Below are 24,043 nucleotides of genomic sequence, written 5' to 3'. Positions count from 1 at the left end.
AAATCGGGCAGCCACTTCATTGATCGATCAAGTAAGAAGGTTAAATGTCAGAACCCGTCCTGATGGACCGCTTTGCCCGCAAAGTCGATTATCTGCGCATGTCGGTGACCGACCGGTGCGATTTCCGCTGCGTGTATTGCATGGCCGAAGAGATGACGTTTCTGCCTCGGCAACAGATCCTTTCGCTGGAAGAAATTCTTCAGGTGGCCGAGCGCTTTGTTGCGCTGGGAACGCGCAAGATTCGTCTGACCGGTGGAGAGCCGCTGGTACGCGCCGGTGTGGTGGGCCTGTGCGAGCGCATCGCTGCCCTGCCCGGCTTGCGCGAACTGTGCATGACCACCAATGGCTCGCAGCTCGACAAACTGGCCAAGCCGCTGTTCGACGCGGGCGTTACGCGTTTGAATATCAGCCTCGACAGCCTGGACCCGGCCCGCTTTCGTGAATTGACCCGGACTGGCGATCTGAACAAGGTCATCGCCGGTATCGACGCAGCCAACGCCGCCGGTTTCACCCACACCAAGCTCAACTGTGTAGTGATGCAGGGTCGCAACGATCATGAGGTCAACGATCTGTTGGCCTTCGCTATCGATCGCAATCTGGATGTGTCGTTCATCGAAGAAATGCCACTGGGTATCATCAGCGAGCACAGCCGCGCCGAGTCCTTTTGTTCCAGCGACCAGGTGCGTGAACGCATTGCCGAACGCTACACGCTGGTGCCTTCCACGGATTCGACGCAGGGCCCTTCACGCTACTGGCGACTGGCCGAGGCGCCGGGTATTCGTATAGGTTTCATTTCGCCGCACAGCCACAACTTCTGCGGCACCTGCAATCGCGTTCGCCTGACGGTGGAAGGTCGCCTGTTGCTGTGCCTGGGCAACGAGCACTCGGTTGACCTGAAGTCAGTGTTAAGAGCCAACCCGGGTCAGCCGCACAAGCTGGAAAAGGCAATCATCGATGCCATGCAGATCAAGCCGTGGAGCCACAACTTCACCCATGACGATGGCGTGCAGGTGGTGCGCTTCATGAACATGACCGGCGGTTAATGCCGGTTCACGATTATTTCGGCATGTCCTGCTTGCGGAAGAACAGAGTGATCTGACCGACTTCCACGCCCAGCTTGGTCATGGATGAACGATTGGCCATGGTCTGCTTGTCGATCAGGTACATCCAGTCATCCAGGCTCACGTCATATTCGGTGCCGTCCACCGGCAGTCTCAGCACATAGCGCCAATGAAAGCTGTTGCCGGACACCTCGCCGCTGGCAACCCCCACTACATCACCCGCCGTACCCGTCCAGCGCCCCGGCCCGTCCGGACGCAGGCGCCATTCGCGAACCTGCGTCGTGCCATCGCTGTAGCTGAACGCCTCATGCATCACCAGCACTTCGCCTTCACTGTGGCCATTGATGATCACGTGAAAGCGCTTGGTGACCTCACCCGAGCGTTTCTGAAACATGCCCCAGGCTTCTGTGCGACCGGTGAAATATTCACGAAGATCAAGCTTCGGCGTTTCCTGGCTGTATCGGGTAACCGGAACGCCGCCACAGCCCGCGAGGACTGAACCGAGGCACAACAACACTAACCATTTTCTGAGCATGAGCCCTCCATGAATTCTCAAGATTGCGCCTTGCCCAGCAAACGTTCCCGGAGTTCCGGATTGCGGGTTTTCGGGTCGAGCCAGATGTCGAAGAACGCTTTGGCGAACGCACTGTCGGGAACAACGTGCTGAAGCTTTTCGCCCACGTAGAAACGCGCCTCGCGTCCAGGTAGATAGACTCCGGTGATTTTCATGCCTGGCTGGACGTCGACAAATGCCTGACTCATCTGCTGCCGCCAGGCTTCCAATTGCTCGGCCGTGACAGACTTGCCGGAAATGCGCTTGATTTCATCGATGCTGGCGTCGACCAGATCTTGCCGGTCGATGTCGCGGTGGTAGGTCAGTTCAAGCGCCATGGGCGAATTGACTGTGAAAGGCGTGGCGGGACTCAGAAGTCTGGCGGTGTAGATCCGGAACCCGAACAGGGTGAGCTCACCGGAACCGACGACCTGAGCATTCGGCAGCGCTTCACGCCAACTGGCCTGAACACCGCTACTGAGCAGCAGCACCACGATCAATAACCATCTCGGCGCAACCATCGTCAGCCTCTTGCAGGACCGTTGGCAAGGACGCCAGCGGGTGAAGAAAGTCAGTAGAGTCAGCGGTGTGGTCTATACCGAAACCGGCAAAAACAGCGCCAAACACGCTGACTCGTGATAAAAATCTATACCAGTGACACCGCTTTGTACAACAATAAGACAAGATTTTTTTTCAGATTTGAAACAGGCAGTTAGCCGGGTTGGTACAAAGAAACCGCTGGAAACACCGGAAATTGGCAGGCTCCGCTGCTGCGACGTGTCTGGACCGTGAAAAAACGGCGAGGAAGCGATAAACGCAAAAAACCGACGACAATCGCGACCGGCAGCAACCACCTCGCAAGGAAGTTAGACACGGATTGGGGATGTACAACGTGGAGAAGAACACTCTTCAGTTGAACGAAATGTTCCCTGTCAAAGCGTCGTTAGTTAATTGGCTGATCAGTGACAAGTCCGCCACCCTGCCTGACAAGGAAGCGGACCTGTTCTTCAACTGGCAACGTTTATCGGTAAAACTTCCCGTTCGAAACTTCAATCGTTTCAGGCCACTCGACTGTGCGCCTGACGGCGGCTGTTCTGCCACTCGATCTTCAGCGCCTGCAGCGTGCTTTCCATGTAGGACCGGTCAGCGGCAGCCTTCTTGCCTACATAGCCCAGACCCCGGCGGAACATGCCCAGCGCGGCGCGCAGCTCTGGGTGGGCGTCGCGGAACTCGTCTTCCTGAGTGTGCGGCGTCATGGGGTCCACATGAACTTCGCCGGAATCGGTAATCCATGCAATGTGGTTATCCAGCGTATCTTTGCGGGCGGCAAACAGACGAGCCAGTTCATCAATGTTCGGTTGATTGTTCATGTTCATGTTGATGCTCCTTCGCTCGTAAGCAGTTCAATGGTTGATACATCAAGTTCATGTGCCAGACGATTCATGCACGAAACACGATGGAGTGTTCGTCGAATACAGATCCAGCCCTCAAGGAATTGCAGGTAGCCTTGATGTAAAGCCGCTACATGGCAGCGTCATCGAAGAGAGAAGAAGTCGCGAAACCCAAAGGCCTGATGATCATCGAACGATCAACCACAAGCTTCATGAGAACGTTTCGCCAGCCTCTCGCCTGCTCATCAGGACGATCATGCCAGTTCAGCTTCATCAATCTGCCTTGTGGGCAGCCTACATCCGGGAACATCTCGACGGCTTGCCGAGCCTGTTCAATACATCTTTGCGGCGCTCCCGATCAGGGAGATAGCTGCATAATGCAAAAGGAAACCGGGATCGTCAATCATTATGTAGTGAATATTTTTACGCACTACATAATTGTCCGACAAGGCAAAAAAAAACGGCACAGTGACCGGATAGTCACTGTGCCGCCTGGAACCGCAGGTTATTTGGCGGTAAAAGCGCTGTAGCTGTTCATCAGGTTGCGGTAGTTCGGGATGCGCTGGGACAGCAGGTTGGCCAGGCCTTCCATGTCGTTGCGCCAGTCAATCTGCAGCTCGCAGGCCACCGAGAACCAGTTGACCAGTTGTGCGCCGGCCGCGCTCATGCGTGCCCAGGCCGCTTTCTGAACGGTTTCGTTGAAGGTGCCGGACGCATCGGTCACCACAAACACTTCGAAGCCTTCGGCCAGCGCGCACAGGGTCGGGAACGCTACGCAGACGTCGGTCACGACACCGGCAATGATCAATTGCTTGCGGCCGGTCGCCTTGACCGCTGCGACGAAATCATCGTTATCCCAGGCGTTGATCTGGCCTGGACGCGGGATGTAAGGCGCGTCCGGGAACATTTCCTTCAGCTCAGGCACCAGCGGACCGTTCGGGCCGGATTCAAAGCTGGTGGTCAGGATGGTCGGCAGGCCGAAGAACTTGGCCAGATCGCCCAGTGCCAGTACGTTGTTCTTGAATTCGTTGGGCGAGAAATCCTGCACCAGCGAGATCAGACCGGTCTGATGATCGACCAGCAAAACGGCGGCGTCGTCTTTGTTCAAACGGTTGTAAGGGGTTGCGGTGCTCATGGTTGACTCCTTTAAGGTTGTCGCTAATGGCACGGGGCGCGACGGCCCCGTGCGTCCTGGGTAATCCGATCAGAAAGCGAAGCAGGAACAGCCGAAAGCGCCCCAGAAACCCTGGAAATCGCTGACCGGCGCATTGGAAAGTCGCGCGCGCTCATGGCTGTGGGAGTGCACGGCGCAAGGGCCGCTGCACTGATGCACCTGGGCGACCATCGGCGAAGTCGGACGCCAGTGGCCTGGAACCTTGGCCACCGGCGACCAGTCCGGCAGCACTGGCAGGGTTGGCGGCGCGAGGGTTTCGAAATCGCCGCTGCCGTATACGACCTTGCCGTCAACCACGGTCAGCACCGATTCGATCCATTTGATGGCTTCAGGCTCGACGCTGAAGTAGTCCGCAGAAAGCGCCACTACGTCGGCCAGTTGCCCGACCTTGATCTGGCCTTTCTTGCCCTGTTCCGACGAGAACCAGGCGCTGCCATGGGTAAACAGTTCCAGCGCCGTCTCGCGTGGCAGCCCTTCGGGGTAGAGCTCCAGACCGCCGACGGTGCGACCGCTGACCATCCAGTACAGCGAGGTCCACGGGTTGTAGCTGGACACTCGTGTGGCATCGGTGCCCGCGCCGACTGGCACGCCCTCGGACAGCATGCGCTTGATCGGCGGCGTCATTTCGGCTGCCTTGGCGCCGTAGCGCTCCACGAAATACTCGCCCTGGAATGCCATGCGGTCCTGAATCGCGATACCGCCGCCCAGCGCACGAACACGCTCAATGTTCTTCGGCGTAATGGTTTCGCAGTGGTCGAAGAACCACGGCAGACCATTGAACGGCATGTCGCGGTTGACCTTCTCGAACACGTCCAGCATGCGGCTGATGGACTCGTCGTAGGTGGCGTGCAGACGGAACGGCCAGCGATGCTCGACCAGATGCCGCACCACAGGCTCCAGATCGCCTTCCATGCCAGGCGGCAGGTCCGGACGAGGTTCGAGGAAGTCTTCGAAGTCGGCAGCCGAGAAGGTCAGCATCTCCCCTGCCCCGTTGTGCCGCAGGAAGTCATCGCCCTGATGCAACTTCACGCTGCTGGTCCAGTTCTTGAAGTCGGCCAGCTCTTCCTTGGGCTTCTGGGTAAACAGGTTGTAGGCAATACGCACTGTCAGCTGTTTTTCACGCGCCAGTTGCTCGATGACGGCGTAATCATCGGGGTAGTTCTGGAAGCCGCCACCGGCGTCGATGGCGCTGGTCAGGCCCAGACGGTTGAGTTCACGCATGAACTGCCGCGTCGAGTTGACCTGATATTCCAGCGGCAGCTTCGGCCCCTTGGCCAGCGTCGAATACAGAATCATCGCGTTGGGCTTGGCCACGAGCATGCCGGTCGGATTGCCTTGCGAATCACGCACGATCTCGCCACCCGGCGGGTTCGGCGTGTCGCGGGTATAACCTGCAACGCGCAACGCAGCGCGGTTAAGCAACGCGCGGTCATACAAATGCAGAACGAACACCGGCGTATCGGGTGCAGCCTGGTTCAGTTCCTCAAGCGTCGGCATGCGTTTTTCGGCGAACTGGAATTCGTTCCAGCCACCCACTACACGCACCCATTGCGGCGTCGGCGTGCGATCAGCCTGGTCCTTGAGCATGCGCAGCGCGTCGACCACGGAGGGCACGCCTTCCCAACGCAGTTCGAGGTTGTAGTTAAGGCCGCCACGAATCAGGTGCAGGTGAGAGTCGTTGAGGCCCGGGATCACGGTGCGCTGCTTGAGGTCGATCACCTTTGTCGCACTGCCGCGCATGGCCATGACTTCAGCATCACTGCCCACCGCAACAAACCGGCCACCGCTGATCGCTACAGCACTGGCTTTGGGTTTTTCGCGGTCAACCGTATGGAATTGACCATTGAACAGAATCAGTTCGACATTCATCGCTACACCTTTGGCGGAAGATTGAGAGGCACCGGCGAGGCCGGAGAAAGACAGAGAAGGAAGAATTGCCGCAGCCGCGCTCAACAACGAGCCTTTGGCAATGAAACGGCGCCGTTGCAGATCGGTTTTGTCGTCTGTCATCGGATCACTTCCCTTGTGATTTTTTCGCGGACGCGTTGAGCCACGGCGCCATCAGGCGGGTCGCGGCCGGCATCATCAGGTACACCACCAGCAGCACGATGGTGATGGTTACCAGCGCAGTGCTGACGAAGTAGCTGGACAGCCACGGTACGCGGGCAAAAATCGGTCCCCAGAACAGCGGCACGAACAGCGTCAGCGGCAGAATGACCATGAACGACACGCACGCCTGCTTCCAGCGCGGCGGCGGACTGCCTTCTTCGGTGGTCGGGGTGAACCAGAATTCGTTATGCGGATTGACCAGGGTCTGGTCGCCATCGGCAAGCATCGGCTCGGCTTCCTGCACCAGCTTTTTCCGTTCATCGGAGTCGAGCCAGTCCTGCATGGCCTGCGTCGAATGAAAACGCAGCACGCTGGTGAACATCTGCAGTCCGCCTTCCTTGGCACGGATCACATCGACGCCCAAGTGACCGGGTTTGCCGCTGGCAATGGTCACGATGCGACGCAGCCAGCTCTCGTAGGCACTCTCCTGCCCGGTCTTGACCCGGTGCTTGATCACCAGGGTGACGACTTCATTGAAGACCGCACTGCCGACGACACGAGCTTCGGTATCAAGACGGATGGGTTCGGACATGGCCAGAGGCTCCAGAAACAGAAATTGAATTCGGATCCTGGCCAGTCGAATCTGTACGGCTCAGGATGTCGACGATACTGCCGTCAAACCAGCGTCAGAAATTGAACGTATGTGCTGTCTTTGTTTTTGCCTGCCTTACTGCGGCGTCTTGATGTCCAGCGGACCTGCCATGTACTCGGCAATACGCCCACGCAACCAGCGCTCGGCCGGGTCGTTGTCATGCACCCCGCTCCACACCATCGACAGCTCGGCGGGCACGATCGGAAACGGCGGCTCTTCAGCGCGCAACTGACAGCCTTCGATCAGCGCACACGCGGCGTAATCCGGCACCGTGGCGATCAACTCAGTACCGGCCAGCAACGCCCGCAACCCATTGAACTGGGGCACCGCCAGCACCACCTTGCGTGCGCGTCCGACACGAGCAAGGTCCAGATCGATATTGCCGCTCAGATCGCCGGAGAACGACACCATCGCGTGCTGCCGCTCGCAGTACTCGTCCAGCGTCAACGGCTCCGGTCGCGCGTCGCCCCGGATGACCTTGCAACCGATGTCCCGCAGCTTCTTGCGCTTGGCATTGGCCGGCAGATCGACGGTGTAACTGACCCCGACCGAAATCTCCCCAGAGGCTAGCAGCGCAGGCAGCAACAGGTAATTGGCCCGACGAATCACCACAATGATGCCTGGCGCCTCTTCCCGCAGACGCGACAACAGTGGCGGCAGCAAGCCAAACTCCGCGTCATCGGACAGGCCGATGCGGAACACGTCGTTACTGGTCGACGGGTCGAACTCCTTGGCCCGACTCACCGCCCCGGAAATGGTGTCCAGCGCCGGGCGTATCTCCTTGAGAATGTCCAGCGCCCGCACAGTCGGCTCCATCGCCCGCCCATTGCGCAGCAGCAACTGGTCATCAAACAGATCACGCAACCGCCCCAGCGCCGCACTCACGGCGGGCTGACCGATAAACAGCTTTTCCGCCACACGCGTCAGATTGCGCTCGAACATCAACGCTTCAAAAATCACCAGCAGATTGAGGTCGACGCGGCGCAGGTCGTTGCGATTCATGAGAAGGATTCCGTGGGCTGATGATCAAAGTGCCTGCGAGGCGAGGCTTTGACGTCAGTAGGCACGAATGTAGGGCGCGGGGATTGTATGGGTGTGCTGAGTGGCAGCTCGAGGATCAAATCGCCGTCCGCGTCTTATCGAACAACCTGCCCTCCTGAGGAGCATGATTTCGTGGGAGCGGACTTGTCCGCGAATAGCGCTACGGGCCTTTTCGCGGACAAGTCCGCTCCTACGGGCCGGTGTCGCCAAGGAGGTGATCACATTCCCTGAATGATTGGCGCAGTACCTGATCGGCGTCGACGGGTCATTTGCCTGACCAAAGGTGTCAGTAAAACGATGCTCGCGGGGTAACCTCAATAAACAACAAGGAGGGATCCCCCAATGATCAAATCAGTCGGCCCGACCGAGATCAAACCCACCCATCTCGCATCCTGCCACTGCGGAGCAATCGTATTGGAACTGGATTTGCCGGACGGCATTGTAGACCCCAGACGCTGCGACTGTTCGTTATGTCGACGGCGCGGGGCTATCGTGGCGACGGTGGCGGAAGATGGTATTCGCGTGATCCACGGCCAGAAGATGCTGAGGCTGTATCAGTTCAACAGCCGCACGGCCGAGCACTATTTCTGCGGCCGGTGCGGGGTTTATACGCACCATCGGCGACGCTCCAATCCGCATGAGTTTGGCTACAACGTCGCTTGCCTGGAGGGTGTAAACCCGTTCGATCTGGGACCGGTGCAGACCAGTGACGGAGTGAATCACCCCGCCGACCGGCCTGACGAGCCCCTGCCCTTGTGTGATTAACGCAGGTTGGTTTTGGCCAGTTCCAGCACTTCGCTGCCACGGCCGCTGAACACGGCGCGCATCATGTACAGGCTGAAGCCTTTGGCCTGGGCAAGTTTGATTTTTGGCGGGATGCCCAGCTCCTGCTTGGCGGTCACGACGTCGATCAGCACCGGGCCGGGATGGTCGAAGGCTTTACGCAAGGCACCGGGCAGTTCTTCGGCACTTTGCACGCGTATGCCCAGAATACCGGCACCCAGCGCCACACCGGCGAAGTTGGTTTCGTGGAAATCGGTGCCGTGGGGCACGTAGCCAGCGGCTTTCATTTCCATGTCGACGAAGCCCAGTGAGCTGTTGTTGAACACGACCATTTTGATCGGCAGGTTCAATTGACGAATGCTCAGCAGGTCGCCCATCAGCATGGACAGCCCACCGTCGCCGCACAGCGCCACAACCTGACGATCCGGGTGCTCGGCCTTGGCGCCCAGCGCCTGGGGCAGTGCGTTGGCCATGGAGCCGTGGTTGAACGAGCCCAACAGGCTGCGCTGGCCGTTCATGTGCAGGTAGCGCGCCGCCCACAGTGTCGGCGTGCCGACGTCAACGGTGAAGATAGCGTCAGCGTCGGCCTGTTCGTCGATCAGGCGCGTGAGGTACTGCGGGTGGATCGGCGTGTCGGCGGGTGTGGGCGTAGCCAGTTCGTCCAGTTCTTCGCGGGCTTTGGCGTAGTGCTTGAGGGCCTTGTCGAGGAAACGGCGGTCCGAGTGCGGCTTGAGTTTGGGCAGCAGCGCGTCGAGGGTTTCCCGCACACCGCCGGTCAGCCCCAGCGTTACCGGAGTGCGACGGCCGAGCTGGGTCGGGTCCAGGTCGATCTGGATGACGTTGGCTTTCTCGGGATAGAAGTTTCGGTACGGAAAGCTGCTGCCAAGTATTACCAGCGTGTCGCAGGACAGCATGGCGTGGTAGCCGGAGCTGAAGCCGATCAGGCCGGTCATGCCGACGTCGAACGGGTTGTCGTACTCGACATGCTGTTTGCCACGCAGGGCATGCACGATGGGCGCGCCGAGCTTTTCGGCCAGCGCAACGACCTGTTCGTGGGCACCCGCGCAGCCAGCGCCGCACAGCAGCGTCGTGGCCTTGGAGTCATTGAGCAGCTCGACCATGGCCTGCAGATCGTTTTCAGCCGGAACGACAGTCGGTGGCGTGGGTTCAACCCATTTGACCTGAACGTCGGGCGCTGCGCTCAGCGCCACGTCACCCGGCAACACGACCACCGCAACGCCCTTCTGGCTGATCGCGGCGCGCATCGCACGCTCCAGCACACGCGGGAATTGCTCCGGATTGCTGACCAGTTCGACGAAATGGCTGCACTCCTTGAATAACTCCTGCGGGTGGGTTTCCTGGAAATAGTCCAGGCCGATTTCCGAGGACGGGATGTGGGCAGCAATGGCAAGAACCGGGACGCGGTTGCGATGACAGTCGTACAGGCCATTGATCAGGTGCAGGTTGCCGGGTCCGCAACTGCCCGCGCACACCGCCAGCTTGCCGCTGCTGGCAGCCTGGGCTCCGGCGGCGAAAGCGGCGACTTCTTCATGGCGGGTGTGCATCCAGCGGATCGAATCGGTGCGTTCCAGGCTGTCGGTCAGGCCGTTGAGGCTGTCACCGGAAACGCCCCAGATGTGAGAAACACCTGCCGCTGCGAGGGTTTGCGCGAGATGGTCGGCAATGGTCTTGGACATGCGGGGTTCCTTGTCGAGGCAAATAGGGTTCAGCTTCCGTACTGGAAGAAACTGCGCAGCGCTCTGCTACGCCTGTTGTGGTCGACCTGTTGCGTTCTCGACAGTTCCGGGAAACTGAGGGGTGTTCAGATTGGGCGCACCAGTGCCTTAGAAGCCAAGTGCCAGGCTCATTGGATGTGCAGTCTGTGACATTTGTGACGCGGAGCGTCACGGGAGGCATGCCCACGCAGAGCGATGGGCACGATCAGTTGAGGCACGGTCAGGCGTGCGGGTTGCCAGCAGGCTTGGTCGGTGCGGCGTATTGCGGTTTGAGCTTGCCGTCGTTGTCCAGCAGCCAGGCGTCGAGGATTTCGCGCACTACGGGACCTGCCACACGACCACCCGCCTCGCCGTTTTCGATGGTCACCGAGACGACGATTTTCGGATGCTCTGCCGGGGCGAAACCGACAAACAGGGCGTTGTCCCGGTTGCGTTCCAGGGTCTTGAGGCGGTTGTAACGCTCGCCCTGCTTGATCGCCACGACCTGCGCCGTGCCGCTCTTGCCCGCAATGCGGTATTGCGCACCCTTGGCCGCATCCCGCGCAATACCGCGCGGGTCGTGCATGACCATTTGCATGCCTTCGTTGACCTGCTCCCACTCACGCGGGTCGTGCAGCACGATGTTGGGCATCGGGTGCTCGTCCACCGGTGCCACATGGCCCACGTCCATCGCCAGGTGCGGACGGTGCCAGACGCCTTTGCTGGCGATCAGCGAGGTTGCCTGGGCCAGTTGCAACGGTGTGACCTGCATGTAGCCCTGGCCGATACCGAGAATCACGGTCTCGCCGGGGAACCAGGCCTGACGGCGTGTGGCGCGCTTCCATTCGCGAGACGGCATCAGGCCCGCCGACTCTTCGAACATGTCCAGCGAGACCTTCTGGCCGATGCCGAACATGGTCATGTAGTCGTGCAGACGGTCGATGCCCAGCTTGTGTGCCAGCGTGTAGAAATAGGTGTCGTTGGACCGCATGATCGCCGTGTCCATATCTACCCAGCCGTCGCCGCTGTGGTTCCAGTTACGGTACTTGTGATCGAAGTCCGGCAGCTGGAAATAACCGGGGTCGAAGACCTTGGTGGAAGCATTGACCACGCCGCTGTCCAGCCCGGCAATCGCCACCTCCGGCTTGACCGTCGAGCCCGGTGCGTACAGACCACGCAGTACGCGGTTAAACAGCGGCCGGTCGATGGAATCCCGCAGTGCGGCGTACTGCTTGAAGCTGATACCCGTCACAAACAGGTTGGGGTCGAAACTGGGCTTGCTGACCATCGCCAGCACCTCGCCCGTCTCTGGGTCCAGCGCCACCACGGAACCACGACGATCACCCAGCGCTTTCTCGGCAGCCTCCTGCAGATGCACGTCAAGACTCAGGGTGATGTTCTTGCCCGGTACCGGATCAGTGTGTTTCAGAACGCGCAACACGCGGCCCTGGGCATTGGTTTCGACTTCTTCGTAGCCTACGTGGCCATGCAGTTCGGACTCGTAGAACCGCTCGATCCCGGTCTTGCCGATGGATTGCGTGCCGCGATACTCGTTGTCCAGTTGCGAGGCTTCTTTCTCGTTGATACGCCCGACGTAGCCGATGGAGTGAGCAAAGTGGTCACCCAGCGGATAGTGACGCACGAACTGCGCTGCTACATCGACGCCCGGCAGCAGGTACTGATTGACGGCCAGAATGGCAATCTGCTCTTCGGTCAGTTCGTATAGCAGCGTCGCAGGCTCGAACGGATGGCGAACCTGTTTCAGTTCCTTGTCGAACAGGATGCGGTCTTCATCGGGCAGTTCCAGCAAGGTCATCAGTTCATCGATGACCTTGTGCCAGTCACCGGCGCGCTCGCGGGTCAAGGTCAGGTTGAAGCTGGGGCGGTTGTCGGCCAGGACCTCGCCATTGCGGTCGTAAATCAGCCCGCGCTCGGGCGGGATCGGCAACACGTGCACCCGGTTGTTTTCGGAAATGGTCGAGTGGTATTCGAATTCGGTGACCTGCAGGAAATACATCCGCGCGATCAGGGAGCCAGCCAGTACGGCGACCAGTATGGCGCAGGCAATCAGGCGCTGATTGACCAGTCGCGTCTCTTTTTCATGGTCCTTTAAAGGAATCGGTTCGGGCATTTCTACAGCTTCTCGGTAAAAGTCACGGTACAACGGAACATGTAAATGAATGTTTCGGCGCGCACCATACCAAGAAGTAGTGATTGCAGGGGGCCGACCTGACTGTCACTGGATGAAAAATCTGTCAGCGAAGCGTCATGCAGGCTCGGCTTGTGCGCGCGCATCGGCGCGTTCAGAGGCAGCACGTGCCTGCATGATCCGTGGCAGGTTCGTTTCGACCCAGACCGCCAGCGTCTCGACCTGCAACGCCACTTCCTCCCCCATCGCAGTCAGCCTGTACTCGACATGGGGTGGCACCACCGGCAGCGCCCTGCGATCGACAAACCCGTCGTGCTCCAGCTGTTGCAGGGTCTGCGCGAGCATCTTTTCGCTGACTCCGCCGATCTTGCGCCGCACTTCACTGAAGCGATGCATGCCACCGCGCAACACAATCAGCACCAGCACACCCCAACGGCCACACACGTGGTTGAGGATGATACGGGATGGACAGTCACTGGCCAGGACCCGCCCCTGACGGATAGTCGCCAACAGGGACTCGCCAGCACTGACCGCGGTTGGGGTATCTGAATCGTGCATGGCACTTACCTTTTCGTACGTACTTACGAAAGGTAAGCACTGTCGCTATGCTCGCCTTTCTTTCAAATCAATACAAGGACACGCGTCATGATCGTTGTCACTGCTGCCACCGGCCAATTGGGTCGTCTCGTCATTGAACAGTTGCTCGAAACCGTCCCTGCGAACCAAATCGTCGCGGCAGTGCGCAGCCCGGAAAAGGCCACTGACCTTGCGGCGCTGGGCGTGCATGTCCGCCACGGCGATTATTCGCAACCCGCGACGCTGGACAGTGCGTTCGCGGGCGCTGACAAAGTGCTGCTGATTTCCTCGAACGAAATAGGCCAGCGCTTCCCCCAGCACCGCGCCGCCATTGATGCTGCCAAAAAGGCTGGCGTCAAATTGCTCGCCTACACCAGCGTTCTGCGTGCGGACACTTCTGCGCTGGGGCTGGCCGACGAACACGTTGAAACCGAAGCCTACCTGCGCGCCAGCGGCCTGCCGTTCACCCTGTTGCGCAATGGCTGGTACACCGAGAACTACGCCGCCTCCATTCCCGGCGCGCTGGCCCATGACGCATTCATCGGCAGCGCGGAACAGGGCCGTATCAGTTCGGCCGCACGTGTTGACTACGCTGAGGCCGCCGTGGCTGTGCTGACGTCTAAAGACGATCAGTCAGGGCGCGTTTACGAACTGGCCGGTGATGAAACTTACACCTTGTCCGAGTTCGCCGCCGAACTGTCAAAACAGAGCGGCAAGGACGTGCCTTACGTGAATCTTTCGCAGGCTGATTTCGAGGCGGCGTTGGTGAAGGCAGGTGTGCCGGAGGTCTACGCCCATCTGTTCGCCGACTCGGACACGGCAGCCGCCAAGGGCGCGCTGTTCGACGACACCCGCCAGTTGAGCCGCCTGATCGGCCGTCCGACCACACCACTTTCCGCAACCATCGCCGACGCCCTGAAAAGCTGAGGCGGAAAAACCTGATCGAATGATTTTCACCGCTGAGGGTCCCAGTCTTTACGAGGCATAAAGCCATCGCATTACGACAAAGACTGGGAGTCTTTACATGAAAAGCAAATCGTTGATCGCCTGCATGACTCTGCTCGGCTGCTTCTCGGTCGCCACCCTGCCCGTTCACGCTGCCGATGCGCCCGAGCCAAAAGTGGCCGAGTCCAAGGACAACACCCACGAACTTGAAATGGGTTCGCGCGTGCCCGAGAAGTACCGCCGCAGCGATTCCAGCATCAAGGACTGGAAAGCCAAGGGTCTGGAAGAGCCTGCCAAGGAAAGCGAGTGGGTACAGATCAACGACAAGTACGTGCGTTTCCAGAAGGTCAATGGACAGATCGTCGATATCGTACCGGTCAAGAAGTAAGCAGCAGGTGCACGGGAGCGGCCGCAGGTCGTTCCCGCTTCATCCGGTTCAATGGCCGTGCCCGGCCCAAATCAGCTACCCTCGGCACACAAGAACATCAAGCCGAAGGGACATCAGCATGACCACCCATCCTCTCAGCCCGTCTGACAGTACGCCGTTCTTCTGGCGTGACGAGCGCTTGCCGTTCATCGAAGCACGTTCGGTTCAGGACGGTCGCAAGGTGTGTTACGCACGTCATTCCCACGACATTTTCTCGATTGGCGCGATCACTCGCGGCCAAAGCACCTACCTGCACGAAAAAACCTCCCAGCGTGTGACTGCGGGCACCGTGGTGCTGATGAACCCGGGGGATGTGCATGCCTGCAATCCAATCGAGGATCAGCCGTGGTCATACCTGATGCTGTACGTCGACAGTGACTGGCTGGGTTCTGTCCAGGACGAACCCGGCGCGGCCTTTCGACCGCTGACACCGACCCACAGTCGCGGCCCCGCACTGTTCGCCGCACTGACGGCGCTGTATGGGACTCTGATCGATATGCAGGCCGATACGCTGCAAAAGCACTGCACGGCCGTGTCATTCTTCGCCCTCATGCACAAAACGCTGGGCGGCGAAGCAACCGTCGTCGAGCCGCGCTCACCCAAAGTGACCCGCGCAGCCGAGTACATCAACGAGCACTTCACCAAGGCCATCAGGCTGTCCGATATCTGCGAAGCAGCCAACCTTTCGGCTTCCTACCTGATTCGTGCGTTCGAGCAGCGTTATCACATGACACCCCACGCCTACCTGCTTAATCGCCGCATTCAACACGCCCGCAACCGGTTGCGTGAAGGCCGACTGATCGCCGATGTGGCGCTGGAAACCGGCTTTGCCGATCAGGCGCACTTCCAGCGCGAGTTCAAAAAACACCTGGCTGCAACGCCCGGGCAGTACCGGTTCTGAGCCACCGGATTCAGACGACCAGATAGAGGGCACACCCCGCCAGCATCAACGCCATGAGCCGGTTGAACACCCGCACACCTCTGGCACTGCGCAGGTAATGGCTCAAAAAGCTGCCCGCGTAAGCCCAGCAGCCCAGAGACAGGTAACACACGACGAAATAGATCGCTGCAAACTGGCCGATCAATAATGCCTCGCCATTGGCGACGAACACGCCCATGCCCGCTATGGATGCCAGCCACGCCTTGGGGTTGAGCCACTGCATGATCGCTCCGTGCAGCATCGATGGAGCCTTCCCCGACCCGGACACAGCCAGTTGGCCGTCGTCCATCGCCAGCCGCACAGCCATATACAGCAGAAACCCCACGCCCGCCCATTGAATGATCCGGGTCAGAAACGGCCATTCGCGCAAGGTTTCGTGCAGGCCGAAACCGATCAGCACCAGCAACAGGGTGAACCCCAGCGTAGCGCCCAACACGTGGCGCATGCCGGACCAGAATCCATAATGTGCCCCGGTGCTCAGGGCAACGATATTCACCGGCCCCGGCGTAATGGACGACGCCAGCGCAAAGGCGGCCATGGAAATGAACAGGCTCATGAAAGCTCCTCGACCACGATCAGAAAGACCGGACCAAGGTAAGCCGACCGAAACACGGGCGTATTGAAGGAAATTACCCTCCTTGACGTTCTCAAACGTAACCCGTGCATAGAACAAAACGATTGCTTTTTTGACCGTGTGGACTACAAATGCGATGTCATCACTGTGTAATCAATTCTTATCTCACTGCGAGTCCGCTACATGTCCCGACCTCTTGCGCTCGTCCTTGCCTGCCTACTCTCTTCCACTGCGCATGCCGCCTGCCCGGCGACCACACCGGCTGATACGGCCCGATGGATCTATGAGAAACATCAGGACTTCTACATCAACGGCAAAGGCGCGCCGGACTATCTGTCCAAACCGCTGTTGGGCCTGTTGAAGCGGGACTGGACATGCCAGGGCCCCGGTGGGGATCAGTGCGCCATTACCGCCAATCCATGGACCGACGCGCAGGACGGCGACGTGCACAAACCCATCGAATGGAAGCTGGTCTCCAGCGAAGACAAACAGGCCGTGGTCGAGATGACCTACCTGCTGGGCTACAAGGATGCGCCGCAACAGGCGCCTGCGAGTCAGACGTCGCGTCTGCGACTGGTCAAGAACCCCAATGGCTGCTGGGCACTCGACGACCTGCAGGGCCCGCAGGAAGTCGCGCTGACGCAGACCTTGCAGGACTTCCCGTACGAAGGGGACTGATGGCTCTTGAAACAATAGGTCATTGTCTGTATCAAAGTCTGCCGGATACCAAGAGCGAGCTACATGAATACCTTTGAGCAGTCGATTATTGAAGCGGCGCAGGATGCCACGCCCAATAACACTGATGCCGAACGCGAAGCCGCGAGGATTGCGGCGACACAAGCAGTGGCTGACATCATGTCCAGCATGAGCGGACTGAAACGCACCCTGGCGCTGGCAGAGCTGCTCGATTCCTATTCGGAGCAGGACGATGAGGACGAAGATTAGGAGCATCGATTTATTTATCGCCTGGCCTAAAGCAACCCGCCTTCAACGCCGATAGACTGTCAGCAGTGTGATAAACCCTCTTCAATCAGTGCGCTCGGATGCGACCTACAGGAATGCATTCGTGCACATCGAGCAGCTCAAAGACATTCAGGCTTATGTACAGCGCACCGCTGACGACCTTGAGCGCGTTTCGCGCAACATGTCCGGCCACCTCGCCTACCTGCAGAACAATTCACGGTCGAATGAGGCTCAGGCGGTCAGCGAGCAGATCCAGGGCCTGAAGGCGTCCGTCATGGACCTGCGGGGCGTTTTCAGCTAGTCATCCTTCGCCTGAGACAGCGGTCGCGCCACTTCTTCCAGCGATTTGCGTTCGGCCGCCGCGCCCCAGATCGACTGCACGAACGCCGCCAACAGCATCAACCCCGCCCCAATGAGATAGCCGATCAGCACATTGCTGCGGTCGTGCGTCTCGATCAGTTCACCAAACAGCGTCGGACCAATGATTCCGCCCAGTCCCGTGCCGAAGGCGTAGAACACGGCAATGGCCAGCGCGCGGATTTCCAGCGGGAAGGTTTCGGCGACGGTCAGGTACGCCGAGCTGGCAGCGGCCGACGCGAAGAAGAAAATCACCATCCAGGCGATGGCCTGCTGGGTGACGTCCAGCAGGCCCTGCTGAAACAGATAGCCGCTGATCGCCAGCAGGACGCCCGACAGTCCGTAGGTCAGGCTGATCATGATCCGCCGCCCGACCACATCGAACAGCCGACCCAGCAACAATGGCCCACAGAAATTGCCCAGTGCCAGCGGCAGCACGTACCAGCCGACGCGCTCCGAGGGCACGTCATAGAAGTCGGTGAGCACCAGCGCGTAGGTGAAGAAGATCGCGTTATAGAAAAACGCCTGAGCCGTGAGCAACGTCAGACCGACCAGCGAGCGCTGACGGAACGACACGAACAGCGTGTGGAATATCTCGCCCAGTGGCGTGTGGTCGCGGGCATGCAATCGCAACGGCTTGCCTTCGATAGCTGGCAGCACATGTCCGCGGTGCTGCATATCGGCTTCGATCTGCTCGACGATCTTGCGTGCTTCCTCCGAGCGACCATGAATCATCAGCCAGCGCGGACTCTCCGGCAGCCACAGGCGCATCAGCATGATGAACAGGCCGAGCACTGCACCGATGCCAAAGCACAGCCTCCAGCCCAGTTCGGCGCCGACCCACTGCGGGTCCAGCAACACGATGGAGCCGACCGCACCCAATGCGGCGCCCAGCCAGAAGGTGCCATTGATGGTCAGGTCCACCCAGCCGCGATAACGCGCCGGGGTGAACTCCTGAATGGTCGAGTTGATGGCGGTGTATTCACCGCCGATGCCCATGCCGGTCAAAAACCGGAACAGCATGAAGCTCCAGACACTGAACGAGAATGCCGTGGCGAAGGTGGCGCTGATATAAAGCGCCAAGGTGATGAAGAACAGCTTGCGCCGCCCCAGACGGTCGGTCAGCCAGCCGAAGAACAACGCCCCCAATACCGCGCCGGCAATGTAGGCGGCGCCTGCCAGACCGATCTCGCTGTTGCTGAGGTTGAGTACCGGACTGGCCTTCAGCGCACCGGCGACCGAACCGGCGAGGGTCACTTCCAGGCCGTCAAGCAGCCAGGTGATGCCCAGCGCTATGACCAGCAGCGTGTGAAAACGTCCCCAGGGCAATCGATCCAGTCGAGCAGGCAAATCCGTCTCGAACACCTTGCCCTTTTCCGGCGTCTGGATCGTTGTCATCTCGGGACTCCTTCACGACGGACCTGAATGTCAGGATTGAGAGCCGCGCCCAAGACCCTAAGTTCAGCTGATCCAGAACCACAACAGCGTCAGGTTGGCAGCAGAGATCAGACCAAACAGGCCCCAGGCCGCGATCTGTACCAGTCGCCCGTTGACGAAAGGCCCCATTAAACTTTTGTCACTCGTGAAACGGATCAGCGGCCACAGGGCAAAAGGCAGCTGCAGACTCAGCACCACCTGACTGAGCACCAGCATCTGCCCCACCGAGCTGTCACCCAGCCAGACCACACCGATCAGCGCAGGGATCAAGGCAAGCGCACGGGTGATCAGACGCCGCTGCCAGCAGGGAATCTTCGCCTGCAGAAAACCTTCGAGCACGACCTGTCCGGCGATGGTGCCGGTAAAGGTCGAGCTTTGCCCCGCTGCCAGCAAGGCCACGCCGAACAGCACGCTGGCAATCGCGCCGCCCACCAGCGGATCGAGCAGGTGGTAGGCGTCCTGAATCTCGACCACGTCGGTATGGCCGGTCTTGTGGAACGCGGCGGCAGCCAGAATCAGGATCGCAGCGTTAATGAGCAGTGCGAGGCTCAGCGAACCGATGGTGTCCAGGCGGGCGTAACGGATGGCGGTGGCCTTGCTCGCCAGATCAGAACCGTTGACGCGTGTCTGCACCACAGAGGAATGCAAATACAGGTTATGCGGCATCACCGTCGCGCCAAGAATGCCGATTGCAATGTACAGCGGCTCCTGGCTGCTCAGCACATCCCAACTGGGTTTGAGGCCTGCTGCCACATCCGGCCAGAACGGTTTGATCAGGATCAACTCGACGGCAAAGCATGCGGCGATGGTCGCGATCAGCCCGAGTACGATGGCTTCGAGGCGACGAAAATTGGCGCCCTGCAAAGCGAGCACGATCAGCGTATCGAAAGCCGTCAGGCCGACACCCACGGTGATCGATACGCCCAGCAGCAGATGAAACGCCAGCGCGGCCCCCAGCACCTCGGCCAGATCGGTGGCAATGATCGACAGCTCTGCCAACAGCCATTGCCCCTTGGCGACGTTGCGGCTGTAACGCGCCGCAGACAGTTGCGCCAGATCCCGGCCAGTGGCAATGCCCAGACGCGAACACAGGTTTTGCAGCACCATGCCGGAAAGGCTCGCCAGCACCACCACAAACAGCAGCGAGTAGCCGAAGCGCGACCCAGCTTCAATGGCTGTGGCCCAGTTGCCGGGGTCCATATAGCCGATCGATACCAGCAAGCCGGGGCCGATGAACAACATCATCTTGCGCAGTGGCGAAGCATTGGCCGGGATGGAGACACTGTCGGTGGTCGCCGACGGGCAAAACGGCGCTGTCGCCGTAGTAGGCAGTTTGTACGTCACGAGAATCCGGGAGGGCAAAAAATCGATGCGCCTATCCTAAGGTTTTGTTACACATCTTGATACATGAGTGGCCGGTAACGGTCGGTTCCCGTCGTTTCATATGCCGTTGATCATGCATTCCGGCCCAAATCGACCGGTCCGGGATTTGTAAAAAAATCTTTATCGCGCTTTCAGAAAAAATCGCAACTCTAAGATTTAAAGCAATAATTCGCCAAAACTGGCACTTAAATCGCTTTATTTCGCAAGTATTACCAAATGTAAAACCAGTACGATGACGATCCCTATCCTGCCGGACGGTCCAACGATGGCCTCTTCCAACTCAAACAATAATACGCACGCCGACCCAGCTCGCGCCGCCCTCATCTCGGCCCGGATCGACCGATTGCCTGCCGTCGCCACCATCTGGAAACTGATTGCCCTGCTTTCCATAGGCGGCTTCTTCGAGCTGTATGATCTGTTCCAGACGGCTTACATCAGCCCCGGTCTGATTCGCGAAGGTATCTTTGCCACCGGCAGCCAGGGGCTGTTCGGCTTCTCCGATCAGGCAGCCTTCGCTTCGGCGACCTTTCTCGGTCTATTCTTCGGTGCCAGTCTGGTCAGTCCAATCGCTGATCGTTTCGGCCGCCGCGCCATCTTCACCTGCGCACTGATCTGGTACACCGTGGCGACTGTCATGATGGGCCTGCAGACCTCGGCAATGGGCGTGATCGGCATGCGCTTTCTGGTCGGCATCGGCCTGGGTGTTGAACTGGTCACCATCGACGCTTACCTGTCGGAACTGGTCCCCAAACGCATACGCAGTTCGGCCTTCGCGTTTGCCTTCTCGATTCAATTTCTGGCCGTGCCCAGTGTGGCGTTGATGTCGTGGTGGCTGGTGCCGCAGGATCCGCTCGGTTATGCCGGCTGGCGCTGGGTGGTGATCAGCAGTGCGGTGTTTGCGCTGTTCATCTGGTGGCTGCGTTCTTCCCTGCCCGAGTCGCCGCGCTGGCTGGCCCAGCATGGGCGCTTCGTGGAGGCCGAACGGGTCGTGGATGATCTGGAAGCGCGCTGCCTGAGGGATCACAAACAGCCGCTGGATCAGCCTGAACCGCAAACCGTTGCAGTCGAGGGCAAGGGTCGCTTCGCCGATATGTGGCAGCCGCCGTTCCGACGTCGCGCTTTGATGCTGATCGCCTTCCACATTTTCCAGGCCATCGGTTTCTTTGGTTTCGGCAACTGGCTGCCAGCGTTGTTATCGGGCCAGGGGGTAAGCGTGACCCACAGCCTGAGCTACGCCTTCGTGATTACGCTGGCGTATCCGCTGGGTCCGCTGCTGTTCGTGAAGTTTGCCAATCGGTTTGAAAACAAATGGCAGATTGTGGGTTCCGCCCTGAGTTCGATGATCTTCGGCACGCTGTTCGCGTTTCAGACCAGTGCAGCAGGGCTGATCTTCTGCGGCATCATGATCACCTTCAGCAACGCCTGGCTGAGTTTCAGTTATCACTCCTATCAGGGTGAGCTGTTTCCAACCAACATTCGTGCGCGTGCCGTGGGCTTCTGCTATTCGTTCAGCCGCCTGTCGACGGTTTTCAGCAGTCTGCTGATCGGAATATTCCTGGAGCACTTCGGTACACCGGGCGTCCTGGCGTTCATCGTCAGCAGCATGTTGATCGTGATCATCACCATCGGCGGTTTCGGTCCTCGTACCCGCAATCTGGCGCTGGAAAACATCGCCCATCGCTAGATCACGCAGACAGTGGGCTCAGGCCTGAGCCCACTCCACATCGGTCACGCCAAAGTGTTCTGCGTAGGGTTTGGAGACGCGGGGCACTTTCTCCAGGCGGTATTTCGGGATACGCGCAAGGCCTGCGTCAACACTCGCATAATGCCAGGCCTCAACGTTATCCATATGTTCGGTTCGTATATAGAAACTCTTGAAAGAGCCGTTCATTAGATAATCGATTCGATAGTGTTTGGGCAGTGCCATTGAACGCCTGATCCTTTTTCAGTGGTGGCTTGAGTAACAGGTGACCCAAGTCATTATGAAAAAATTCAGTCTTTTTCAACGTTCAGCGACCAATAACACGCGTCACGGTATATCAGCGGATCCCCAGTCGTTTCGAAAGCCGGTTGAGATTGGCGCGATCTACCGATAACTCGCGGGCAACTTCGGTCCATCGTCCCTGATGTCGATCAAGTGCATTGGCAATCAATGCACGTTGATAGGCATCCACCGCGGCCTTGAGCCCCTGCCCTTCGACTCCCGTGGCAACCTCCAGGGCTGGCGGCAACAGCGGCAGGCTGTCGACGGCTTCATCCAGGCCGAGGGACTGAGGCTCGATGGTCAGAATACGCGGCCGCTGTGCATGACCGGACAATGCCTTGAGCACGGCACGGCTGATCAGATGCTCAAGTTCTCTGACATTGCCGGGCCAGGCATGCGCCAGCAGCATCCGCTGCGCCTCGGGGTTCAGACGCAGGCTGCGCAAGCCCATGCGCAGACGGTTCTCCTCCAGAAAATACCCGGCTAGCAGCAACACGTCACGGCCCCGCTCGCGCAATGTCGGCACCTGCAACGGATACACGCTCAGGCGGTGATACAGATCGGCGCGAAACCGACCGGAGCGTACCTCTTCAGCCAGATTGCGGTTGGTGGCAGCGATAATGCGCACGTCCACACGATGTTCCTGATCCGAGCCAACCCGCTGCAACTGTCCGCTCTGCAGCACTCGCAGTAGCTTGGATTGCACGGAAAGCGGCAACTCGCCGACTTCATCGAGAAACAGCGTGCCGCCATCGGCCAGTTCGAACTTGCCACTGCGCCCGTTGACCGCGCCTGAGAACGCACCTTTGACGTGTCCGAACAGCTCACTCTCGACCAGCGTTTCCGGGAGTGCCGCGCAGTTGAGGCTGATCAGCGGCTTGTGAGCCCTGGGAGAATGCAAATGGATGGCCTCGGCCACCAGCTCCTTGCCGACGCCGGTTTCACCGGTCACCAGCACGGTGAGCGGGCTATTGGCGACCAGCTGGATTTCCTGCTGCAAGCGCTCCAGCACCTCACTCTGGCCAATCAGTTCGCGAGGCGCCCGACCGCCTGCAGCCCGCTTGTAGACCTCGACCAATTGCCGCTGATCCTCGACCCCACGCGACAGGTGTTGAATACGCTCGCTGGCCATGACCGTAGCGGCAGCCAGGCTGGCAAACGCCTGCAGATTATCCAGATCGACCTTGCCGAAGCTCGACGGGTCCAGAGAATCCAGCGTGATCAGCCCCCACGGCCGCTCCTGGAAGTGCAGCACGCAGCCAACGCAGTCGTGGACTTCCAGCGGGCCATGCCCCTCCACCAGACCGTCATAGGGGTCGGGCATCGGACAGTCGTAGGAGAAGCGTACCGGGACCGGGCTTTCCAGCAGTGCCTTGAAACGAGGATGTTCTTCGACCCGAAAGCGGCGACCCAACGTGTCAGGGCTAAGGCCATCCACCGCCAGCGGAATCAGCACACCCTCGTCCAGTCTGAGCAGCGCGGCGGCATCGCAGTGCAACCACTGACGCAATGACTGCAACAAGCGTCGATACCGTTCCTCATCCGGCAGTTCACGGGACAGATCGGCAACCAGCGGCACCAGCGCACGCAGCAGTGGATGGGTCATCATGACTCCAGGACAGTGAAAGCGAAGGTGTCATTATGACCCGATTTGCTATCACCCCGACACCTGTCTCAACGGCCTTACATCCGTGCTCCCGATGCCGCCAGCGTCGTATCAAGAGTGATACATATATTCCGTTCAATACCCCGCCGTCACGGGCGTTTATAGCGTTCAAATAATGAGGACTGTCCGATGAAAGTGTAACTTCGATGAAACAATAGAGTCAGCGCTCTAATAGCTAAATAAAACGGGCGTTTTCTGACGTCATGACGACGGCAATAAATTC

The 24,043-nt window shown here is 59.3% G+C and carries 24 protein-coding genes; 9 read left to right on the top strand and 15 right to left on the bottom strand.

Annotation, left to right across the window (positions count from 1 at the left end):
• The first annotated feature begins 44 nt into the window (after window positions 1–44).
• The gene (gene moaA, locus AO065_RS15625) at window positions 45–1,043 is read left to right on the top strand and encodes a GTP 3',8-cyclase MoaA (protein WP_004885311.1); all 999 of its coding nucleotides are present in this window, start codon (window positions 45–47) and stop codon (window positions 1,041–1,043) included.
• Window positions 1,044–1,056: 13 nt separating this feature from the next.
• Here the strand turns inward: moaA and AO065_RS15620 are convergent, their stop codons facing one another.
• From AO065_RS15620 to AO065_RS15590, 7 genes are all read right to left on the bottom strand, one after another.
• On the bottom strand, window positions 1,057–1,596 hold the full coding sequence (locus AO065_RS15620) for a DUF3833 domain-containing protein (protein ID WP_032651876.1): 540 nt from the start codon (window positions 1,594–1,596) through the stop codon (window positions 1,057–1,059).
• 17 nt (window positions 1,597–1,613) lie between these two features.
• Window positions 1,614–2,135, bottom strand: a complete 522-nt coding sequence (locus AO065_RS15615; protein ID WP_004885309.1) for a chalcone isomerase family protein — start codon at window positions 2,133–2,135, stop codon at window positions 1,614–1,616.
• 537 nt (window positions 2,136–2,672) lie between these two features.
• Complete coding sequence (locus AO065_RS15610) at window positions 2,673–2,990, bottom strand: hypothetical protein (protein ID WP_004885307.1); 318 nt, start codon at window positions 2,988–2,990, stop codon at window positions 2,673–2,675.
• A gap of 520 nt (window positions 2,991–3,510) precedes the next feature.
• The gene (gene ycaC / locus AO065_RS15605; RefSeq protein WP_004885305.1) at window positions 3,511–4,140 is read right to left on the bottom strand and encodes an isochorismate family cysteine hydrolase YcaC; all 630 of its coding nucleotides are present in this window, start codon (window positions 4,138–4,140) and stop codon (window positions 3,511–3,513) included.
• 69 nt (window positions 4,141–4,209) lie between these two features.
• Window positions 4,210–6,048: an amidohydrolase gene (locus AO065_RS15600; RefSeq protein ID WP_004885304.1), complete on the bottom strand. Its 1,839-nt coding sequence runs from the start codon at window positions 6,046–6,048 to the stop codon at window positions 4,210–4,212.
• A 145-nt stretch (window positions 6,049–6,193) separates the two neighbouring features.
• On the bottom strand, window positions 6,194–6,820 hold the full coding sequence (locus AO065_RS15595; RefSeq protein ID WP_004885302.1) for an antibiotic biosynthesis monooxygenase: 627 nt from the start codon (window positions 6,818–6,820) through the stop codon (window positions 6,194–6,196).
• Window positions 6,821–6,955: 135 nt separating this feature from the next.
• Window positions 6,956–7,882, bottom strand: coding sequence for a LysR substrate-binding domain-containing protein (locus AO065_RS15590; protein WP_004885300.1), 927 nt, complete (start codon window positions 7,880–7,882; stop codon window positions 6,956–6,958).
• Window positions 7,883–8,263: 381 nt separating this feature from the next.
• Between AO065_RS15590 and AO065_RS15585 the strand changes: the two genes are divergently transcribed.
• Complete coding sequence (locus AO065_RS15585; protein ID WP_004885298.1) at window positions 8,264–8,686, top strand: GFA family protein; 423 nt, start codon at window positions 8,264–8,266, stop codon at window positions 8,684–8,686.
• Here the strand turns inward: AO065_RS15585 and poxB are convergent.
• The 3 genes from poxB to AO065_RS15570 all read right to left on the bottom strand — a co-directional run bounded on the left by poxB (window position 8,683) and on the right by AO065_RS15570 (window position 13,126).
• Window positions 8,683–10,401: a ubiquinone-dependent pyruvate dehydrogenase gene (poxB, locus tag AO065_RS15580; RefSeq protein WP_004885297.1), complete on the bottom strand. Its 1,719-nt coding sequence runs from the start codon at window positions 10,399–10,401 to the stop codon at window positions 8,683–8,685. The genes AO065_RS15585 and poxB overlap by 4 nt on opposite strands.
• A 259-nt stretch (window positions 10,402–10,660) precedes the next feature.
• Complete coding sequence (mrdA, locus tag AO065_RS15575; protein WP_025996107.1) at window positions 10,661–12,550, bottom strand: penicillin-binding protein 2; 1,890 nt, start codon at window positions 12,548–12,550, stop codon at window positions 10,661–10,663.
• A gap of 135 nt (window positions 12,551–12,685) precedes the next feature.
• Window positions 12,686–13,126: a winged helix-turn-helix transcriptional regulator gene (locus tag AO065_RS15570; protein ID WP_004885294.1), complete on the bottom strand. Its 441-nt coding sequence runs from the start codon at window positions 13,124–13,126 to the stop codon at window positions 12,686–12,688.
• 87 nt (window positions 13,127–13,213) lie between these two features.
• On the opposite strand from AO065_RS15570, the gene AO065_RS15565 reads away from it, so the two are divergent.
• The 3 genes from AO065_RS15565 (at window position 13,214) to AO065_RS15555 (ending at window position 15,417) form a co-directional block, all read left to right on the top strand.
• The gene (locus AO065_RS15565) at window positions 13,214–14,071 is read left to right on the top strand and encodes an SDR family oxidoreductase (RefSeq protein WP_004885292.1); all 858 of its coding nucleotides are present in this window, start codon (window positions 13,214–13,216) and stop codon (window positions 14,069–14,071) included.
• Between the two features lie 97 nt (window positions 14,072–14,168).
• Window positions 14,169–14,477: an RcnB family protein gene (locus AO065_RS15560; RefSeq protein ID WP_004885291.1), complete on the top strand. Its 309-nt coding sequence runs from the start codon at window positions 14,169–14,171 to the stop codon at window positions 14,475–14,477.
• A 118-nt stretch (window positions 14,478–14,595) separates the two neighbouring features.
• Window positions 14,596–15,417, top strand: coding sequence for a helix-turn-helix transcriptional regulator (locus tag AO065_RS15555; protein WP_004885288.1), 822 nt, complete (start codon window positions 14,596–14,598; stop codon window positions 15,415–15,417).
• 10 nt (window positions 15,418–15,427) lie between these two features.
• Here the strand turns inward: AO065_RS15555 and AO065_RS15550 are convergent, their stop codons facing one another.
• A complete protein-coding gene (locus AO065_RS15550) occupies window positions 15,428–16,012 on the bottom strand; it encodes a LysE family translocator (protein ID WP_004885287.1) in 585 nt (194 codons plus the stop codon).
• Window positions 16,013–16,213: 201 nt separating this feature from the next.
• Between AO065_RS15550 and AO065_RS15545 the strand changes: the two genes are divergently transcribed.
• The 3 genes from AO065_RS15545 (at window position 16,214) to AO065_RS15535 (ending at window position 17,294) form a co-directional block, all read left to right on the top strand.
• Window positions 16,214–16,708, top strand: a complete 495-nt coding sequence (locus AO065_RS15545) for a hypothetical protein (protein ID WP_004885284.1) — start codon at window positions 16,214–16,216, stop codon at window positions 16,706–16,708.
• A 63-nt stretch (window positions 16,709–16,771) separates the two neighbouring features.
• Window positions 16,772–16,975 (top strand): hypothetical protein, encoded by a 204-nt coding sequence (locus AO065_RS15540; protein ID WP_004885283.1) that lies wholly within the window; start codon window positions 16,772–16,774, stop codon window positions 16,973–16,975.
• Window positions 16,976–17,096: 121 nt separating this feature from the next.
• A complete protein-coding gene (locus AO065_RS15535) occupies window positions 17,097–17,294 on the top strand; it encodes a hypothetical protein (protein ID WP_004885282.1) in 198 nt (65 codons plus the stop codon).
• On the opposite strand, the gene AO065_RS15530 is transcribed toward AO065_RS15535, so the two are convergent.
• Both AO065_RS15530 and AO065_RS15525 read right to left on the bottom strand, forming a co-directional pair.
• Window positions 17,291–18,748 carry an MFS transporter gene (locus AO065_RS15530; RefSeq protein WP_043305893.1) on the bottom strand — a complete coding sequence of 486 codons (1,458 nt, stop codon included), beginning with the start codon at window positions 18,746–18,748 and terminating at the stop codon, window positions 17,291–17,293. The genes AO065_RS15535 and AO065_RS15530 overlap by 4 nt on opposite strands.
• A gap of 63 nt (window positions 18,749–18,811) precedes the next feature.
• The gene (locus AO065_RS15525; RefSeq protein WP_162234371.1) at window positions 18,812–20,119 is read right to left on the bottom strand and encodes an Nramp family divalent metal transporter; all 1,308 of its coding nucleotides are present in this window, start codon (window positions 20,117–20,119) and stop codon (window positions 18,812–18,814) included.
• 316 nt (window positions 20,120–20,435) lie between these two features.
• Here AO065_RS15525 and AO065_RS15520 point away from each other — a divergent pair, with 316 nt between their 5' ends.
• The gene (locus AO065_RS15520) at window positions 20,436–21,854 is read left to right on the top strand and encodes an MFS transporter (RefSeq protein WP_032651874.1); all 1,419 of its coding nucleotides are present in this window, start codon (window positions 20,436–20,438) and stop codon (window positions 21,852–21,854) included.
• Between the two features lie 18 nt (window positions 21,855–21,872).
• Here the strand turns inward: AO065_RS15520 and AO065_RS15515 are convergent, their stop codons facing one another.
• Together AO065_RS15515 and norR are read right to left on the bottom strand one after the other, a co-directional pair.
• Entirely contained in the window at window positions 21,873–22,097 is a 225-nt protein-coding gene (locus AO065_RS15515) for a DUF6555 family protein (RefSeq protein ID WP_004885276.1), read from the bottom strand.
• A 112-nt stretch (window positions 22,098–22,209) separates the two neighbouring features.
• Entirely contained in the window at window positions 22,210–23,763 is a 1,554-nt protein-coding gene (gene norR / locus AO065_RS15510) for a nitric oxide reductase transcriptional regulator NorR (RefSeq protein WP_032651872.1), read from the bottom strand.
• Window positions 23,764–24,043: the final 280 nt, after the last annotated feature.

Origin of the sequence: Pseudomonas viridiflava (genome assembly GCF_001642795.1) — a bacterium.
In the GTDB taxonomy this organism is placed as follows: domain Bacteria; phylum Pseudomonadota; class Gammaproteobacteria; order Pseudomonadales; family Pseudomonadaceae; genus Aquipseudomonas; species Aquipseudomonas viridiflava.
This window is presented reverse-complemented; position numbering and strand designations above follow the sequence as displayed.

Excerpts from the sequence above, each read along its gene's own strand:
- moaA (WP_004885311.1), top strand. The coding sequence starts at position 45 with ATGTCAGAACCCGTCCTGATGGACCGCTTTGCCCGCAAAGTCGATTAT.
- AO065_RS15620 (WP_032651876.1), bottom strand. The coding sequence starts at position 1,596 with ATGCTCAGAAAATGGTTAGTGTTGTTGTGCCTCGGTTCAGTCCTCGCG.
- AO065_RS15615 (WP_004885309.1), bottom strand. The coding sequence starts at position 2,135 with ATGGTTGCGCCGAGATGGTTATTGATCGTGGTGCTGCTGCTCAGTAGC.
- AO065_RS15610 (WP_004885307.1), bottom strand. The coding sequence starts at position 2,990 with ATGAACATGAACAATCAACCGAACATTGATGAACTGGCTCGTCTGTTT.
- ycaC (WP_004885305.1), bottom strand. The coding sequence starts at position 4,140 with ATGAGCACCGCAACCCCTTACAACCGTTTGAACAAAGACGACGCCGCC.
- AO065_RS15600 (WP_004885304.1), bottom strand. The coding sequence starts at position 6,048 with ATGAATGTCGAACTGATTCTGTTCAATGGTCAATTCCATACGGTTGAC.
- AO065_RS15595 (WP_004885302.1), bottom strand. The coding sequence starts at position 6,820 with ATGTCCGAACCCATCCGTCTTGATACCGAAGCTCGTGTCGTCGGCAGT.
- AO065_RS15590 (WP_004885300.1), bottom strand. The coding sequence starts at position 7,882 with ATGAATCGCAACGACCTGCGCCGCGTCGACCTCAATCTGCTGGTGATT.
- AO065_RS15585 (WP_004885298.1), top strand. The coding sequence starts at position 8,264 with ATGATCAAATCAGTCGGCCCGACCGAGATCAAACCCACCCATCTCGCA.
- poxB (WP_004885297.1), bottom strand. The coding sequence starts at position 10,401 with ATGTCCAAGACCATTGCCGACCATCTCGCGCAAACCCTCGCAGCGGCA.
- mrdA (WP_025996107.1), bottom strand. The coding sequence starts at position 12,550 with ATGCCCGAACCGATTCCTTTAAAGGACCATGAAAAAGAGACGCGACTG.
- AO065_RS15570 (WP_004885294.1), bottom strand. The coding sequence starts at position 13,126 with ATGCACGATTCAGATACCCCAACCGCGGTCAGTGCTGGCGAGTCCCTG.
- AO065_RS15565 (WP_004885292.1), top strand. The coding sequence starts at position 13,214 with ATGATCGTTGTCACTGCTGCCACCGGCCAATTGGGTCGTCTCGTCATT.
- AO065_RS15560 (WP_004885291.1), top strand. The coding sequence starts at position 14,169 with ATGAAAAGCAAATCGTTGATCGCCTGCATGACTCTGCTCGGCTGCTTC.
- AO065_RS15555 (WP_004885288.1), top strand. The coding sequence starts at position 14,596 with ATGACCACCCATCCTCTCAGCCCGTCTGACAGTACGCCGTTCTTCTGG.
- AO065_RS15550 (WP_004885287.1), bottom strand. The coding sequence starts at position 16,012 with ATGAGCCTGTTCATTTCCATGGCCGCCTTTGCGCTGGCGTCGTCCATT.
- AO065_RS15545 (WP_004885284.1), top strand. The coding sequence starts at position 16,214 with ATGTCCCGACCTCTTGCGCTCGTCCTTGCCTGCCTACTCTCTTCCACT.
- AO065_RS15540 (WP_004885283.1), top strand. The coding sequence starts at position 16,772 with ATGAATACCTTTGAGCAGTCGATTATTGAAGCGGCGCAGGATGCCACG.
- AO065_RS15530 (WP_043305893.1), bottom strand. The coding sequence starts at position 18,748 with ATGACAACGATCCAGACGCCGGAAAAGGGCAAGGTGTTCGAGACGGAT.
- AO065_RS15520 (WP_032651874.1), top strand. The coding sequence starts at position 20,436 with ATGGCCTCTTCCAACTCAAACAATAATACGCACGCCGACCCAGCTCGC.
- AO065_RS15515 (WP_004885276.1), bottom strand. The coding sequence starts at position 22,097 with ATGGCACTGCCCAAACACTATCGAATCGATTATCTAATGAACGGCTCT.
- norR (WP_032651872.1), bottom strand. The coding sequence starts at position 23,763 with ATGATGACCCATCCACTGCTGCGTGCGCTGGTGCCGCTGGTTGCCGAT.